The sequence below is a fragment of the Streptomyces sp. NPDC088923 genome, from assembly GCF_044749745.1.
In the GTDB taxonomy this organism is placed as follows: domain Bacteria; phylum Actinomycetota; class Actinomycetes; order Streptomycetales; family Streptomycetaceae; genus Streptomyces.
This window is the reverse complement of record NZ_JBIVIO010000011.1, coordinates 97545-112285: the sequence shown is the minus strand read 5'-3', so window position 1 is coordinate 112285 and position 14741 is coordinate 97545. Positions and strand designations below refer to the sequence as shown.

Annotated in this window: 16 protein-coding genes; 3 read left to right on the top strand and 13 right to left on the bottom strand. The window is 73.8% G+C overall.

The annotated features are described in order from the left end of the window. Nucleotides 1-149 precede the first annotated feature (149 nt). Nucleotides 150-1262, bottom strand: coding sequence for a FecCD family ABC transporter permease (locus tag ACIP4O_RS29070; RefSeq protein ID WP_401578992.1), 1113 nt, complete (start codon nt 1260-1262; stop codon nt 150-152). Continuing rightward, nucleotides 1259-2461: a FecCD family ABC transporter permease gene (locus tag ACIP4O_RS29065; protein ID WP_401578990.1), complete on the bottom strand. Its 1203-nt coding sequence runs from the start codon at nt 2459-2461 to the stop codon at nt 1259-1261. The genes ACIP4O_RS29070 and ACIP4O_RS29065 overlap by 4 nt, the downstream gene beginning before the upstream one ends. Before the next feature lie 178 nt (nt 2462-2639). Here ACIP4O_RS29065 and ACIP4O_RS29060 point away from each other — a divergent pair, with 178 nt between their 5' ends. After that, nucleotides 2640-3692 (top strand): hypothetical protein, encoded by a 1053-nt coding sequence (locus ACIP4O_RS29060; protein ID WP_401578988.1) that lies wholly within the window; start codon nt 2640-2642, stop codon nt 3690-3692. A gap of 58 nt (nt 3693-3750) precedes the next feature. Here the strand turns inward: ACIP4O_RS29060 and ACIP4O_RS29055 are convergent, their stop codons facing one another. Beyond that, nucleotides 3751-5571 (bottom strand): CocE/NonD family hydrolase, encoded by a 1821-nt coding sequence (locus ACIP4O_RS29055; RefSeq protein WP_401578986.1) that lies wholly within the window; start codon nt 5569-5571, stop codon nt 3751-3753. A gap of 189 nt (nt 5572-5760) precedes the next feature. Here ACIP4O_RS29055 and ACIP4O_RS29050 point away from each other — a divergent pair, with 189 nt between their 5' ends. After that, nucleotides 5761-6207, top strand: a complete 447-nt coding sequence (locus ACIP4O_RS29050) for an NUDIX domain-containing protein (RefSeq protein ID WP_401578984.1) — start codon at nt 5761-5763, stop codon at nt 6205-6207. Between the two features lie 8 nt (nt 6208-6215). On the opposite strand, the gene ACIP4O_RS29045 is transcribed toward ACIP4O_RS29050, so the two are convergent. The 10 genes from ACIP4O_RS29045 to ACIP4O_RS29000 all read right to left on the bottom strand — a co-directional run bounded on the left by ACIP4O_RS29045 (nt 6216) and on the right by ACIP4O_RS29000 (nt 13845). Further along, nucleotides 6216-6698, bottom strand: a complete 483-nt coding sequence (locus ACIP4O_RS29045; protein ID WP_401578982.1) for a DUF3515 family protein — start codon at nt 6696-6698, stop codon at nt 6216-6218. Between the two features lie 130 nt (nt 6699-6828). After that, entirely contained in the window at nt 6829-7281 is a 453-nt protein-coding gene (locus tag ACIP4O_RS29040) for a TadE/TadG family type IV pilus assembly protein (protein WP_401579071.1), read from the bottom strand. A gap of 2 nt (nt 7282-7283) precedes the next feature. Beyond that, a complete protein-coding gene (locus ACIP4O_RS29035; RefSeq protein WP_401578981.1) occupies nt 7284-7709 on the bottom strand; it encodes a TadE family protein in 426 nt (141 codons plus the stop codon). After that, the gene (locus ACIP4O_RS29030; RefSeq protein WP_401578980.1) at nt 7706-8155 is read right to left on the bottom strand and encodes a TadE family protein; all 450 of its coding nucleotides are present in this window, start codon (nt 8153-8155) and stop codon (nt 7706-7708) included. Before ACIP4O_RS29030 ends, ACIP4O_RS29035 begins: the two co-directional genes overlap by 4 nt. Before the next feature lie 138 nt (nt 8156-8293). After that, nucleotides 8294-8578 carry a hypothetical protein gene (locus tag ACIP4O_RS29025; protein ID WP_007823446.1) on the bottom strand — a complete coding sequence of 95 codons (285 nt, stop codon included), beginning with the start codon at nt 8576-8578 and terminating at the stop codon, nt 8294-8296. 103 nt (nt 8579-8681) lie between these two features. Continuing rightward, entirely contained in the window at nt 8682-9620 is a 939-nt protein-coding gene (locus ACIP4O_RS29020; RefSeq protein ID WP_361329216.1) for a type II secretion system F family protein, read from the bottom strand. Beyond that, nucleotides 9617-10651: a type II secretion system F family protein gene (locus ACIP4O_RS29015; RefSeq protein WP_401578978.1), complete on the bottom strand. Its 1035-nt coding sequence runs from the start codon at nt 10649-10651 to the stop codon at nt 9617-9619. Before ACIP4O_RS29015 ends, ACIP4O_RS29020 begins: the two co-directional genes overlap by 4 nt. After that, a complete protein-coding gene (locus tag ACIP4O_RS29010; RefSeq protein WP_095682367.1) occupies nt 10648-11949 on the bottom strand; it encodes a CpaF family protein in 1302 nt (433 codons plus the stop codon). The genes ACIP4O_RS29015 and ACIP4O_RS29010 overlap by 4 nt, the downstream gene beginning before the upstream one ends. Then, complete coding sequence (locus ACIP4O_RS29005) at nt 11946-13088, bottom strand: hypothetical protein (protein WP_401578975.1); 1143 nt, start codon at nt 13086-13088, stop codon at nt 11946-11948. The genes ACIP4O_RS29010 and ACIP4O_RS29005 overlap by 4 nt, the downstream gene beginning before the upstream one ends. 25 nt (nt 13089-13113) lie before the next feature. After that, complete coding sequence (locus ACIP4O_RS29000; RefSeq protein ID WP_401578972.1) at nt 13114-13845, bottom strand: RcpC/CpaB family pilus assembly protein; 732 nt, start codon at nt 13843-13845, stop codon at nt 13114-13116. Between the two features lie 409 nt (nt 13846-14254). Here ACIP4O_RS29000 and ACIP4O_RS28995 point away from each other — a divergent pair, with 409 nt between their 5' ends. Continuing rightward, nucleotides 14255-14554, top strand: coding sequence for a WXG100 family type VII secretion target (locus tag ACIP4O_RS28995; protein ID WP_401578969.1), 300 nt, complete (start codon nt 14255-14257; stop codon nt 14552-14554). Nucleotides 14555-14741: the final 187 nt, after the last annotated feature.

The window sequence follows — 14741 nt, the reverse complement described above, 5'->3', positions numbered from 1 at the left end:
CGTCGGCTTCGCTCTTCACGGGCGCGGCTCCTTCGGGGACAGGGACGGTCGTGCGGTGACGGGGACGGGGAAGGGCGCGCCGCGCCCCGTACGACCCGGGCGGCGGTACGCGCTCGCCCGCCCCATACGGCCCCGGCGGCGGTACGTACTCATCCGCCCCTCCCCACCCGGTTCGCGCGCGCGAGCAGCCACAGCAGGTACGGCGCGCCCACCAGGCTCGTCACGACCCCGACGGGGAACTGGATGCCCGGGATCGCGTGCTGCGCCGCGAAGTCCGCGAGCAGGACGAGAAGTGCCCCGGTCAGCGCCGCGTGCGGCAGGACCGCGCCGCGCCCCGGCAGCAGCATGCGCGCCACGGGCGCCGCCACGAAGGCGACGAACGCGACGGGCCCTGCGGCGGCCGTCGCCGCGCCCGCCAGGACCGTCCCGCAGGCGAGGAGCGCGAGTCGCCGCCGGCCCACGCGCGAGCCGAGCCCGGCGGCCGTGTCGTCGCCGAGCGCGAGCGCGGGCAGCGAGCGCGCGGCGGCGAGCGTGAGCGGGACGAGCACGACGAGGAGCCACAGGAGCGGCCAGAACTGCGTCCAGGAGCGCCCGTTGAGGCTCCCGGTCATCCACAGGAACGCCTCCTGCGCCTCGTCCACGTCGGCCGTGGTCATGAGATACGAGATGACGCTGAGCAGCCCCGTACCGACCCCGATGCCGATGAGCACGAAGCGCGCCCCGACGACGCCGCCGCGCCATGACAGCGCGTAGATGAGCGTGCCCGCGGCGAGCGCGCCGACGAGCGCCGCGCCGGAGAGGGCGAGGCCGCTGAAGGAAAGGACGAGGGAGCCGAGGACGGCGGCGGCGGAGGCGCCGGAGCTGATGCCGATGACGTCGGGGCTGGCCAGCGGGTTGCGCAGGACGGTCTGGAAGACGCCGCCCGCCATGCCGAAGGCAGCGCCGACGAGGAGGGCGAGGAGCGCGCGCGGCAGGCGCAGCTCGATGACGACGAAGTGCGCGCCCGCGTCCCCGCCGCCGAAGAGCGCGCCGAGCACGTCGCCGAGCGGGAGGACGTAGTCGCCGACGCACAGCGAGAGGCACAGGAGCGCGAAGACGAGGACGGCGAGCACGCCGCCGGTCCACAGCGCGCGCACACGGCCCCGGCGCCGCACCCCGGCGACGGCCCGGCGGGCCTCGGCGAGGAGGGCGGGGTCGGGGCGTACGGGGTCGGGGCGTACGGGGGAGACGACGGCACGTACGGAGCCGGGCGGCTTGGTCACAGCTCCACCAGCTTCCTGCGCCGGACCAGGATGATGAACGGCACGCAGCCGATCGCCGCCGTGATGACCCCGACCTGCACCTCACCGGGGCGGGCGATCAGCCGCCCGACGACGTCCGCGAGGAGCAGGAGGACGGGGGCGAGGACGGCGGAGTACGGGAGGACCCAGCGGTAGTCGGGGCCCGTGATGAGGCGGGCGGCGTGCGGCACGGCGAGGCCGACGAAGGCGATGGGGCCGACGATCGCGGTCGCGGCGCCGCACAGGAGCACGACGACGAGCGCGGACCCGGCGCGGATGCGGCCGACCTTCTGGCCGAGGCCGCGCGCGAGGTCGTCGCCGAGCGAGAGCGCGTTGAGCGCGGGCCCGAGCGCGAGCGCGAGGACGGCGCCGACCACGATGAACGGCAACGCGTGCCACAGGTCCGAGCCCTCGCGCCCGGTGAGCGAGCCGACCTGCCAGAAGCGGTACTGGTCGTAGCTGTCGCGGTCCTTGAGGAGGATCGCGCTGGTCAGCGCGACGAGTACGGCTTGGGTCGCGGTCCCGGCGAGGGCGAGTTTGACGGGCGTCGCGCCTTCGCGGCCGAGCGAGCCGATCCCGTACACGAGCAGCGCCGCGAGGAGCGCGCCGAGGAAACCGAACCAGATGTACTGCGAGGGCGAGGCGAGGCCGAGCAGGCTGATCGCGGCGACGACGGCGACGGAGGAGCCCGCGTTGATGCCGAGGAGTCCCGGGTCGGCGATCGGGTTGCGCGCGACACCCTGCATGACGCAGCCCGCGAGCCCGAGCGCGATCCCGGCGAGGACGCCGGCCGCGGTGCGGGGGACGCGGACCTCGTGGACGACGAGCTGCCCCTTGTCGCTCAGGTCGGCGTCGAAGAGCGCGTGGAAGACGTCACCGCCGGAGACGTCGTTCCCGGAGCCGACGAAGAGGCTCGCGAGGACGGCGGCGACCAGGAGGAGGAAGCAGAGGAGCAGGCCGAGCGCGAGGGCGGAGCGGGCGCGCGCGGGACGGATGCGGGCCTTCGCCTGGGCGGGGGTCTCGGCCGGGGGGAAGTCGCCGGGGTCCTCGGCGAGCGCGGCGGTCGTCGTGCCGCTCGCGGCGCGCGACGCCTGGATGCTCGCGGCCTTCACGCGCAGCCGCCGTGCGTACGCGGACTCGGTGGGCCGCTCCGGGTGAACCTCCCGGGGGCCGCCGCTCACGGCTCGTGCCTCACTGCGCTGATCCCTTGCTGTACGAAGTAAGGCAAGGCTAACAGTCGATTCCGGCCAGGTATACGCACGGAAGGCCCACCCACACGGCCACCCGCACCCCCGTTCAGCTCTCGCATGGACGCGGAAGAGGCGACGTATCGGCGCGATTCGGTCAAGACTGATCATCATGACCGAGCCCCGCAGAGCCCAGGGACACCCCTGTCCCCGCGCGCACCGCCCCCGCCGCCGCCTCCTCCCCCTCGCCGCCGCCCTCGCGGGCACGATGGTGGCGGGGGTCGCGGGGATGACGCTCGGGGCAGCGGACGGGACACCGGGTGCGGGGAGCGGGGCGGGGGCCGCGGCGATGAGTGCGCGGGGGGCGGCGGGGGCGCGGGGAGTACCGGCGGCGGGGGCGCGGGAGGTTCGAGGGGCGGCGGGGGCGCCGGGAGTGCCCGCGGCAGGAGCGCGGGGAGGAGGCAGCGCGGCGGGGCGGGAAGCGGGTGCGGCGCTTGCCGGGTCACCCGGCGCGGCCGCCGTCGCCTCTCTCACGGCGTCCTCCGTCACCGCCTTCGCCACCCCTCCCGTCACCTCGGCGGGCCGTGCGGGCGGGACGGGCCGTGCGTACGGGACGGGCGGTACGGGCCGTGGCGGGCTCCGTACGGCCGGGCTCGGCCCGGAGACGCTGGCACGGGTCCCCGCGAACGCGCGGCAGGTCCTCGTGGTGAAGGGTGCGGGCCCGGACGCGAACCGGGGGACGGCTCGCCTCTACACCCGTACGGAGGCCGGGGGCTGGCTCCCCGGTCGCGCGCGCCCGGCGCGGAACGCGCTGCGCGGCTGGACGGACGACCACCACTCGGGCGACCTGCGCTCCCCCGCCGGGGTCTACCGCATCGGCGACGCGGGCGGTCTCCTCCCGAACCCGGGCACGCACCTGCCCTACGACAGGTCGGACGAGTTCGCCGAGGACGGCACCGGCTTCACGGGGGAGTCCCTCGCGACCGCTTTCGACCACGTCCTGGCGATCGACTACAACCGGGTGGCGGGCGTCTCCCCGCTGGACCGCGCCCGCCCGCTGGGCGAGGAGCGGGGCGGCGGCATCTGGGTCCACGTCGACCACGGGGGCCCGACTCACGGCTGCGTGAGCCTGGCCCGGGCGGACCTGGTGGCCCTGCTGAGGGAGCTGCGCCCGCAGTGGCATCCGGTGATCGCGATGGGGGACGGGGAGCGGCTGGCGCGCTGAGGGAGGGGTACGGGGCCGCCGGTCAGCGGGCCCGTACCCCTTTACCGCGCGTCCTCCCTCAGGCCCGCGGCAGCGTGAAGCTTCCCTCCCCCGCCGCCAGCGTCACCGTGTACTGCCGCAGATACGTGTCCAGGAACGGCGACCGCTCCCCCGCCGCGGCGATGTCGCGGGCCGGGTCGTCGAGGGCGAGCGCCAGCCGGGCGTCGTCCACGCGGATCGTCTCACCGCTCGGCGTGTCCCGCCACGACCCGCTCTGGATCGATCCGGCCTCGACCCCGAGCACGTGCCCGGCCTTGAGGGTCCAGTCCGTCGCCTTCAGGTCGACGGACACGCGCCCGCTCTTCACGAGGGACACCTGCTCGTCGAACATGACGGCCTTGCCGTCCGTGCCGACGTCGTAGAGCTTGAGCATCACGTTGCCCAAGCCCTTGGCCCTGAAGGAGATGTTCGGCGTCCCGGTGATCCGGGTGTCCCGCGCGAGCGGGCGCGACCACGTGAAGTAGCTCGACGTGACGGCCCCCGCCTCCTGGATCTCGGCGAGGCCCTTCGCGAGCCCCTGGGGTGCGACGGGATCGAGCGCGGGAGCGTGCTCCATGTCGAAGTCGCCCGAGGCGCCGCTCGCTTGGGGACTCAGCGCCGGCGAGGTCCGCGCCGATGCGCCGCCGTCGTCCACGTACGCCCCGTCGCCGAGGCGCACGGTGGTGGTACGGGAGGTGGTGGGCCAGGAGCGCTCGGCGCGCCACGCACCGGTCGAGTCCTCGATCGCGAAGGCGGGGTAACTCACCTCGGGGCGCTTGCCCTTGAGGTACTGGTCGTAGAAGGAGAGGGTCTCCGCGTACCAGCCCTCGCGTCCCATCGCGAGGCGCCCGTCGCTCACGCGGTCGCCGCCGCGTACGTGGTCCCACTGCCCGAGCCAGCCGCGCTCGGGGCCGTGGTGGTTGTCCAGGTACTCCTGCATCTCCTCGGGTTTGGTGTTGTTCTCCACGAAACCCTGGGTGACGAAGAGGGGCGTGTCGCTGCCCTTCGCCTTGGCGGCGAGGTCGCGGGCCTTCCAGTGCGCGGACTTCTGGTCGGCGATCTTGTAGCCGTCCGCGTTCTGGGTGAGGCACTCGGGGTGCTGCCGCTCGTACGTGGCATTGGCGAGGTAGTGCGGGTCGTCGTCGGCCAACTGGGGCAGCGTGGCGATGGAGTTGTAGGCGTTCGCGGTGCCGGTCACGTTGGGGCGGGGGACGCCGTTGGAGTAGATGTACTGGTACAGGTCCCACACGGGTTCCTGCGCGACGACGGCCTTGAGGGGCTTCTGGTCGAGGTCGTTGCCGACGAGCCCGGTGACGGCGTCGTAGGACTTCCCGTACATGCCGACCTTGCCGGTGGACCACGACTGCTTGCCCGCCCAGTCGACGGCGGCCTTGACGTCGGCCTGCTCGCCCGGGCCTCCCCAGTCGAGGCAGCCCGTGGAGCCGCCGAAGCCGCGCAGGTCGACCATGACGAAGGCGTACCCCTGCTTGAAGAGGTCGCTGCCCTCGATGAAGTCGTTGAAGCGGGCGGAGGGCCCGGTGTGCGTGAAGCCCTCGTCGTCGGTCTGCCCGGAGTGCCCGAAGTAAGGCCCCACGGAGAGGATGACGGGTACCTTCTGCCCCTTCCTGAGCCCTTCGGGGAGGAGGACGTCGGCGTGGAGCTGCGTGCCCGAGCGGTCGGAGGAGGGGAAGTACTCCTGCGTCCAGGCGGAACCGGCGGGCACGCGGTCGTTCTCGGCGTGGGTGGTGCCGCCGCGCGGGCTCGCGTGGTGCGCGGGCGAGGCGACGGCGGGCCCGGCGAGGGCGAGTCCTGCGACTACGGCGGAGGCGGCGGCCAGGGCGACCGCGGGGCGTCTGATCACGTGCGACTCCCTCTGAGGCGTGAAGCGCGGGGGGTGGTGCAGGTGCGCCGACGGCCACGCGTCGAACACGCGACCGACGATCAAGCAGCCTAGAAGCGGTACGCCGGTGCCTCAAGAGGGCGTTGTGACAGCGGAGTTAAGGTTGCGCGGCACGGATGGCGGACCCGGAACCGGGGGAGGTATCCCGCTATGACCATGCTGGTGGCGACCGTCATCGTTCACGACCGGGCGAGCGACGCGCTCCTCCTGATCCAACGGGCTGGGAGCAACGTCTTCGGCGCCGGGCTGTGGGACCTGCCCGGCGGCAAACGCGAGCCGGACGAACCGGTCACGGCGACGGCGGTCAGGGAGGTAGCGGAGGAGACAGGAGTCCAACTGCGCCCGGAATCCCTGGAGGTGGCGCACGTCATCCACGGCCGCAGGGGCACGGCGGCCCCGGACGGCTGGCTGACCGTCGTCTTCACGACGCACGAGTGGACGGGCACGCCGCACAACCGCGAGCCGGAGAAACACGCGCGGGTCGAGTGGGTCCCCGCCTCCCGCGTCCCGACCGCCTTCGTCCCCGGCTCACGCGCGGCTCTCGACGGCTACTTGGGCGACGGGCCCCGCCTGACCCTGCGGGGCTGGGCGGGATAGCGAGAGGCTCAGCCCACCTCGTCCAGGCTCAGGCACTTGTGCCCCGTCCCGGGCGCCGTCCGTACCGCGTCCCGCAGCGAGACCAGGTAGCCCCCCACGTCCTCGCGCGGGCCGTGGTACGTGAACTGAGTGGCCGGGCGGCGACCGTACGTCGTGAGGCGGGCCGTCGACTCCGCGTTCAGGAGGTGCTCGTCGAGGACCCAGTCGACGCCGTCCACCTCCAGGCACGGGTCGATGGTCGGGCTCGATTCCCTGACTCCACAGCGCAGTTCCGCCCGCCCCGCGCCCCACGACACCGCTCCCGCGCGCGGCGGGGCATCGCGGGGACGACCAAGGAGCGTGGCCGGTACGAGTGCCGCGAGCCTCGCACAGGCGGCGGTCGTGCCGCCCGGGGCCGGGGTCGCCGTGGTCTGGCGGGCACCCGCGAGCGCCGACGTCACGGCGCAGGCACACAGGAGGAGGCCGGCCAGCGGCGTCAGGGCTCGTCTCACGCGGTCAGGGTAGCGGGGGCCCGTACGCTCACGCGGTCAGGGCAGCGGGGCCCGTACGGGAGCCTTCGGCGAGGCCGGGCCCTCGCGGCCGGTCCTCGCGTCGGGCACGGGCGACGGCACGCCCGCCACCTCAGCCGACCTTGTTCTCCGCGACCGCGGTGCCCGAGACGTGGATCGAGCCGCCGTAGAAGATGCCCGTGAAGACGGGCCGGTACGTGAGCTGGACGCGCACCTCCACGTGCTCCGCGTCCGCCTCCACGCACCCCGAGGCCGCCGCGTCCGGCCCCGACATCCCGCTCTCCGCCGCGAACGCGGCCACCCTGGCCGGGCAGTTGCCCGCGTTGATCGGCGCCTCGCCCTCGTTGCCGTACAGCGCCTCGCGGTCTATGTCCTGCGCCGCGTAGCGCGCGGCCTGTTCGGCGAGGTCGGCGGCGCGTTCGCGCTGCGAGATCGACAACCCGCCGTCCACGACGAACGCGGCGAGGGAGAGGAAGACGAGCGCGAAGAGGATCACGGCCCCCGCACCGGAACCGCGGTCCGACCGCAGCTCCCGCACACGGGACTTGAGCTTGTCGAGCCGCACCGTCACCCCGCCTTCCGCTTGTACGGGTCCAGCGGCGAAGTCGCCTTCCCCGTCAGCGTCTTCGGTACGTCCAGCCCGAGCATCGCGAGTCCGCGCACCTGGCAACTCACCTCCACCGAGAAGAAGTCGGCGTCCTCGAAGCCGGCGCTCGTCTTGCGCACCTCGACGGGCCCCGCGCACACGTCGCTCAGGTCCGCCTCCGCCGCGCGCCGCGCCTCCGACATCGCCGTCCCCGCCTCCCACTGGAGCGAGCCGGACCGCGCCGCGTCCCGCGCCGCACTGTCCACCGCCCCACGTCCGTCCACGAGTTGGCCCATCGCGACGAGCACGAGGATGAAGAGGATCATCACGGGAGCGAGGATCACGACCTCGACGGTCGAGATCCCCCGGTCGTCCCCCGCGAGGCCATGGTCCGTGCGCCGCCTCACTCCTCCCCCTCCCGCACGAACCGCTCCACGGGCCCCACCGACCGCGCGTGCACGGTGAGGTCGAGCCCGGGGAAGACGGACGGCACGCGCGCGGTGATCTCCACGCCGACCGTGTGCGCGCGCGGCTCGACGAGCTTCACGTCGGGGCCGAGGACGAGCGTGGGCCCGAGCTGGCCGATGTACGAGTCCGTGACCTCGCGGGCCGCGCCGCGCCACTCCCCCGGATGCTCGTCGGCGGTCGCCCGCGCCTTGCGCGCCCCGGCCTGCGCCGCCGCCTGCGCGACGTGGTCGGCGAAGAAGTACAGCGCGAACTGCACCGTCGCGAAGATCATGAAGAAGAGGATCGGGGTGAGGACGACGAACTCGATGGCGGTCATGCCGGAGTCGCCGCCGTGCCGGGCCGCGCCGGAGCCCTTCGGGGCCGCGCCGGAGTCCTGCGGGGGCATGCGGGAGCCCTTCGGGGGCACGCCGGAGCCCGTCGGAGGCACGCCGGAGCCGGAGGCGTCCCCGCGACACCTCCGCAGCACTTCGCGCCCCCGCCCCACGTCCGGCCCCCTCGCCCGTATTCCCCAACCAGCCTTCGTTCAGCAGGTCTTGTCCGCGCTCGCCCCTTCGATGCACTTGCCGACCTTGTCCGCGCCGCCCTTGAGCGCCGCGTTGAGGATCGCCGCGACGACGCCGACGATCGCGACGACGACGGCGGAGATGATGACCCACTCCACCGCCGAGGCGCCCCGGTCGAGTTCACCGGAGGTGGCACGGCGGTAGCGGGTCTGGAGGAAGGCCGCCAGGAAGGCGACGGCGGGGTGCGCGGAGCCGACGAGGCGCCGCGTGTAGAAGTTCTCGGTGGGTGCGTCGTGTTCGTTCATGGTGTCCGGGTCCTCTCCGGTCGGTACTGAGGTCGGTCGCTCCGGTGGACTCGCGCGCGTACGCGTGCGGGGCGCGCCCCGCGCCGTACGTGCGCGGCGGCGCTCACATCTGGAACACCCGCATCGCGGCGGGAAAGATCAGGAAGACCAGGAAGCCCGCGCAGAGCAGGAGTTGGGCGATGAGCATGGACTGCGACTTCTCGCCCGCGCTGCCCTCGATCTCGGCCATTTCGCGGTGCCGCATCGTCTCGGCGCGCGAGCTGAGGGAGTCCCGTACCTTCGCGCCGTCGTCGGCGACGAGCGCCAACGACGAGGAGAGTTCCTTGAGTTCCTCGATACCCAGCTCCTCGCCGAGCCGGCCGAGCGCGTACCACTGCGTGTGCCCCGTGATGCGCGCGTCCTGGAGCGCGTCGCGGATGCGACGCGAGGCCCAGCCGTCGCTCACCTCGGCGGCGGCGAGCAGCGCCTCCGGCAGGCCGCGCCCGCCCGCGAGGCTCATCGCGACGAGGTCGAGGTAGGCGCCGATGACGCGCCGCAGGTCACGGCGCTTGTCCTGGGCGTCGCGGCGGATCTCCAGGTCCGGCAGGAAGAAGAAGAGGATGCCGCACAGGAGCGCGAGCCACACCGGGATGAGGGGGCTGCGCCCGATGCCGAGCACCGCGACGATCGCGAAGACGGCGGGCCCGAAGACGAGCCCGGCGACGCCGAGCAGCACCTTCGTCGCGAGGAACCTCTCCCAGCTCCGGTCGAGCACGGCCAAGTCGGCACGCAGGGAGCGCAGTTCCCAGCCCTGCTGCCGGTAGAAGGCGGCGAGGCGCAGGCCGAGCGAGGCGCGCGCGGTGGCGAACCTGCCGTCGTCCTCCTCGTGCTTGCCACCCCGGTGCACGGGGGGCTCGTACGCGCCCCTGGCCCGCAGCGCGTCGACGCGCGCCACGGTCTGGAGCGGGCTGCGGGCCCCGGGCAGCAGGGCCCGTACGAGCACGTAGAGGCCGAGTCCGACGACGGCGCCCGCGACGACGGGCCCGATCCACTGGCTGTTCACCGGCGTACCGTCCCCTCGTGCTCGCCGCCGCGCCGCGGCACCGTCCTGCTCCCGGTGGCGCGCGGCGCGCTCAAGTCGGGTCGTGCGGGCTGGGTTTGCGTGTCCCGTACGAGGAAGCGCTCGGGGGTCTCGATGGTGGAGAGCTTGCGCAGCCACCAGAAGCCGAGGGCGAAGAGCCCGCAGACTCCGGCGAGCACCACCTGTCCGACGGGTGAGTTGTACGGCGAGACGAAGTCCTTGTTGAAGAGGGCGAGTCCGAGGACGAAGAGCACGGAGACGGCCACGACGATCTGCACGCTGCGGCGGGTCGCCGCGCGCTGCGCCATGACGCGCTGGCGCATGTCGACCTCCTCGCGGGCGGATTTCGCGAGCGCGCCGAGCACTTGGCGCAGACCGGGGCCGCGCAGGCGGGCATTGAGGATGAGCGCGGCGACGATGATGTCGGCCGAGGCGTCGTCGATCTCGTCGGCGAGGGACTGGAGCGCGTCGGGCAGCGGGGTGCGGGCGCGGAGCCGGTCGACGAGCGCTTCCAGGTGCGGGCGCAGGGCGGGCGCGGCGGCGCGCGCCGAGGCGGGGATGGCCTGTTCGAGGCCGACGGCGCCCGCGATGGTGTCGCGCAGGGACTCCGTCCAGGTGGCGAGGGCCTCGACCCGGCGCATCTGGGTGCGCTCCTCGCGGGCGCCGCCGAAGAGGCGGTCCCAGGTCAGGACGAGGATGCCGGCGCCGATGCCCGCGATGACCCACCCGGTCGCGACGAGTACCAGCACGCCGACGAGCACGGCGGCCGAGGCGCGGCGGCTGAGGAGCCGCGCGAGTTCGGCACCGCGCTTCTTACCACCGGGGCCGTTCGCTCCGGCGGCCTTGGCGGGCAGCCCGTACAGCGCGACGACGAGCAGCGCGCAGCCGCCGCCCGCGAGCAGCCCGGCACCGAGGGCTCCGAGGACGCTCGGCGAGAGCAGGCCGCCGAAGTCGCCGAAGGCGTCGAGTCCTGCGGCGAGTTGTCCGCTCGCCGTCGTGTGGTCGTGGTTCATCCCCAAGCCCCCCGATACCCCTGCGCGACGAGGTCTTCGAGGCAGGAGACGGGCGCGTGCGGGACGACGCGGCCGTCGGGGGCCTCGGTGAAGATCTCGCTGGACAGGACGCGGCCGTCGACACCGTTGACCTCGCGGATGGAGGTGACGAGGCGCTGGAGGCCGCCGCCGAGGTGGTAGGTGTTGCGGCGCTCGATGAAGACGACGAAGTTGATGGCGCCCGCGACGAGCATCTGGCTCGCTTCGACGGGCAGGTGCTCGGCGGCCTGGAGCGCGTACGTGGACACGCGGTTGAAGACCTCGGCGGAGCTGTTGGCGTGGATCGTGGAGAGCGAGCCGTCGTTGCCCTGCGACATCGCGTTGAGCATCGTGACGATCTCGTCGCCGAGCACCTCGCCGACGATGACGCGCGAGGGGTTCATGCGCAGCGAGCGGCGGACCAGTTCCGCCATCGTGATGGCGCCCTGGCCCTCGGAGTTGGGCAGTCGCTCCTCGAACGCGACCACATTCGGGTGGAGTTCGGGGAAGGCGTCGAGGCCGAGTTCGAGTGCGCGCTCGACGGTGATGAGGCGCTCGGGCGGGGGTATCTCGTTGGCGAGCGCGCGCAGCAGCGTCGTCTTGCCCGCGTTGGTGGCCCCGGCGATCATGATGTTCTTGCGGGCGCGCACGGCGCAGGCGAGGAAGTGGCCGATCTCCGGGGTGAGGGTGCCGTTGCCGACGAGGTCGGACATGAAGACCTTGCCCATGCGGGCACGGCGGATGGAGAGCGCGGGGCGGCGCGTGACGTCCATGACGGCGGAGAGCCTGGAGCCGTCCGGGAGGCGCAGGTCGAGCTGCGGGTTCGCGGAGTCGAAGGGGCGCGAGGAGAGGCCGGAGTAGGCGCCGAGCACCTGGATCAGCTCGATGAGCTCCTCGTCGTTCTCGGCGACGGGCTCGCCGAGGACCTCGTGGCCGTCCGCGTAGCCGATGAAGACCTGGTCGTGCCCGTTGATGTCGATGTTCTCGACCTCGGGATCGTCCAGGAGCGGCTGGAGCCGCCCGACACCGAAGAGCGCCGCGTGCACGGCGGAGGCGTACCCCTCCTCGGTCTCGGCGTCGAAGGGGGTCCGGCCCGCGTTGATCTCCCCGCGGGCGTGGTCCTCCAGTATCTGCGCGATGACGGCGCGCGCGTACTGCCGCTCGTCCTCGCCGGACATCGCGGCGACGCCGTCGGCCTGGTCCTGGCGCCGCTGCTCGGCGATCCGGTCCCCGGCCTCCTGCCGGAACCGCTTGACGAGCTGATGATCGACCCCGCTCACCGGGGGGCTCCGGGGGCGGAGCCGGGCCCGGGGGCGGAGCCGGAGGCGGGTCCGCTGCCGCCGGGCGCGGGAGCGGTGTGGGGGCCGGCCTGCGTGGGGGCGGGGCGGACGCCAGGCAGGGGCTGTGCGCCGGGCAGGGGCTGTGAGCCGGGCGCGGGGCGCGGGCCGGTGGCGTGCGGCTGTCCGGAGGCCTGCGGCGGTACGGATACGGGGGCGGCGCCGCCCTGCGTGAACGGAACGGTGCCGGAGGCGGGGTTGGCGTGGGCGCCGGGGGCGCCCTGGCTCGGGGCGCCCGGGGCGGCGGGGCCGCCCGGGGCCGGGCTGGGGCCGGGCGCGGTGGCCCACAGCGTCCCGTACCGCTGCTGGATGTCCGCGGAGACCTTCCGCGCGGACCGCACGAGGAGGGACTTGTCGAGGCGGCCCCGGCGGCGCCCGGCGAGTTGTTCGGCGCCGGACTCGTCCTCGGCGAGGGTGCCGACGACGCGCGCTCCCGACTGCGTGGCGTGGAGCATCTCGTCGAGCTGGTGCACGAGCTTGCCCGCGCCGCCGCTCTCCGCCACGAGGAGTACGCCGATGAGCGGAGTCCCGAGTTGGGCGGCGCCGCGCCGTTCGCCGTGCAGGCGGCGGGCGAGGTGGCTCGCGCGGTCGCGGACGCGGGCGAGGGACTCGGGCGTGGTGCGGGCGAGGAGGAGGACGAGCGCCGCGTGCGGGAGCAGGTCGAGCACGGGACTGTCGCCGCTGACGCGCCCGCAGTCGGCGATGACGTCGGCGGGGGCGTGCGGCGAGTCCTGGAGCTGCGCGAAGGCACGGCCGAGGAGCGGCCACGTACCGCTGAGTCCGGCGGCCTGTTCGGCGCCGCCGAGCCCGACGAGGACGTCGAGTCCACCGGCGAGGGCTTGGGCGTGGTCCCAGAGCTGGTCGGGGGCGAGACCCCGGCGGGCTGTGGCAGCGATCGACAGCAGACCCAGGTTCGGGTCGAGTTGGCCGCCGTGCGCGGCGGCGCTGCGGTAGACGAGGTCGCCCCCGGCGGGGTCGGTCTCGGCGAGCAGCACGCGGCGGGGCCAGATCGCGGCGAGCGCGACGGCCGCCGTGGTGACACCGGGGGAGCCCTTGTCCGCCGCGAGTGCGATGAGCGCCATGTCTCGTACCTCCTGGTGAACCGGCTCAGTCGCGGGAGCGGCCGGGCACGAGAACGACGGCGACCTCGCCCACGGAGGACGCCTGGGCGAGGGCCTGGGCCTCGCTCGCCGGGACGGAGACGGTGACGGTGCGGTCACCGGTGGCCAGGGCCTCGCCGCCCTTGGAGCTGCCGTCCTCGTCCTTCACGTCGGCCTGGGCGCTGAGAAGGGTGCGGTTGCCCGCCGAGGAGCCGGACTCCCCGGCCGCGGGGGCACCCGCGTCCTTGCCCACGTGGTAGATCGCGACGGTGTCGCCGGGCTTGAGCCCGCCCGGGTACTGGCCCTCCTTGAGGGCGAGGCCGACGAGCGCCTTGCCCTCGTCCACCGTCGACTTGTCCTTGGCGATCAGCATCTCGCCGACGACGAGCGAGCCCTCCGGCAGCGCGGACCTCAGCTTGTACTTGCTCTTCGCCAGGTCGATCTGGTCCCAGGGCAGGTAGTTGATGGACTCGTCCTTCGCGACGAGGATGTCCGTGGTGTTGTCCCGGGAGAGCGAGCCACCGGCCGGGATGGCCTTCGTCGTCCGCACGACGGAGACGCGGTCCCCCGCGTTCATGACGAGCAGCGTCGCGGCGAGGGCGCCGGCGAGGATCAGGAGCACGGCGAGCGCGGCGAGCGCGGGTTTGCGCTCACGGGGCGGGCTGGGCAGCCGTTCGCCGACAGCGGGCTGCTGGGCGGGCGCGGGCGCACGGCCCGACACCCTCTCCTGGACCTTCACGCGCGTGCTCCCCGTATCCCCGCCGATACCCGCGCACTGTGCGGATACCGGTACGTTCCGTGACTCGCGGCCTCAACCCCGGCGCGCGCACGTCGCGTTGTCGCGTGCGAATCCCCCGCCGGTCCGTCTCTCACGGGCCATGTCAAGCCCCCGCACCGTACCAGCGGCACGGAGGCCGCTCAAGGCTCCCCGGACCCCCCGCACTTGGCCGAAAACGCCCCGAATACGCCCCTAACCCCTCTTGTCGCAAGGCCCGTTCACCCGATCTCCACTCCCCTCCATCCGGAACCTCCTCGTCCGCTTCCCGCCCCCCGAAGGAGTGAGCACCCGCTCCCCGCGACCCCTTTCACCCCCACGGGCCCCCGCCCCGCCTCGCCCTACGCTCCCCACCAGTGACGAAAGGACCCCCATGGCCAAGGACGCCGAACTCACCTACGCCGAAATGCGCCGCGCCGCGGGCCGCCTCACGGAAGCGAGGACCACGATGGACGAGGACCTCGAAGCCCTGGAGCGCTACATCGAGCAACTGGTCCGCGACGGCTACACCACCCGCCGCAGCAGCGTGGCCTTCGAGGAGTCCTTCAAGGAGTTCAAGCGAGGCATCAAGAACACGATCCAGGGCCTCGACGGCATGAGCTCCTTCCTCCACCAGGCCGCCCAGTCCTACGAGGACCTGGACGCGGAGCTGGCGCGGGGGGTGGGGAGGTGAGGTGAGGACGCGGGGGGGGCAGCGCGGGGGGGGCGACGTGGGGGCGGGGTGTGGGCGTGGGGTGTGGGGCGGGGCGGCCCCGCTGACCGCGGCTGCGAACCGCCCTCGGGAGGGCGTGCTGCGGCGGGGGGGCGAGCCGCAGCCGGGGGGCGGGCCGCCGACATACGCGCTGCGGGCCACCGACATG

Bases quoted from the DNA above. Each gene is read 5' to 3' on its own strand.
- ACIP4O_RS29060 (WP_401578988.1), top strand. From the start codon at position 2,640: ATGACCGAGCCCCGCAGAGCCCAGGGACACCCCTGTCCCCGCGCGCAC.
- ACIP4O_RS29050 (WP_401578984.1), top strand. From the start codon at position 5,761: ATGACCATGCTGGTGGCGACCGTCATCGTTCACGACCGGGCGAGCGAC.
- ACIP4O_RS29030 (WP_401578980.1), bottom strand. From the start codon at position 8,155: ATGCCCCCGCAGGACTCCGGCGCGGCCCCGAAGGGCTCCGGCGCGGCC.
- ACIP4O_RS29025 (WP_007823446.1), bottom strand. From the start codon at position 8,578: ATGAACGAACACGACGCACCCACCGAGAACTTCTACACGCGGCGCCTC.
- ACIP4O_RS29015 (WP_401578978.1), bottom strand. From the start codon at position 10,651: ATGAACCACGACCACACGACGGCGAGCGGACAACTCGCCGCAGGACTC.
- ACIP4O_RS29005 (WP_401578975.1), bottom strand. From the start codon at position 13,088: ATGGCGCTCATCGCACTCGCGGCGGACAAGGGCTCCCCCGGTGTCACC.
- ACIP4O_RS28995 (WP_401578969.1), top strand. From the start codon at position 14,255: ATGGCCAAGGACGCCGAACTCACCTACGCCGAAATGCGCCGCGCCGCG.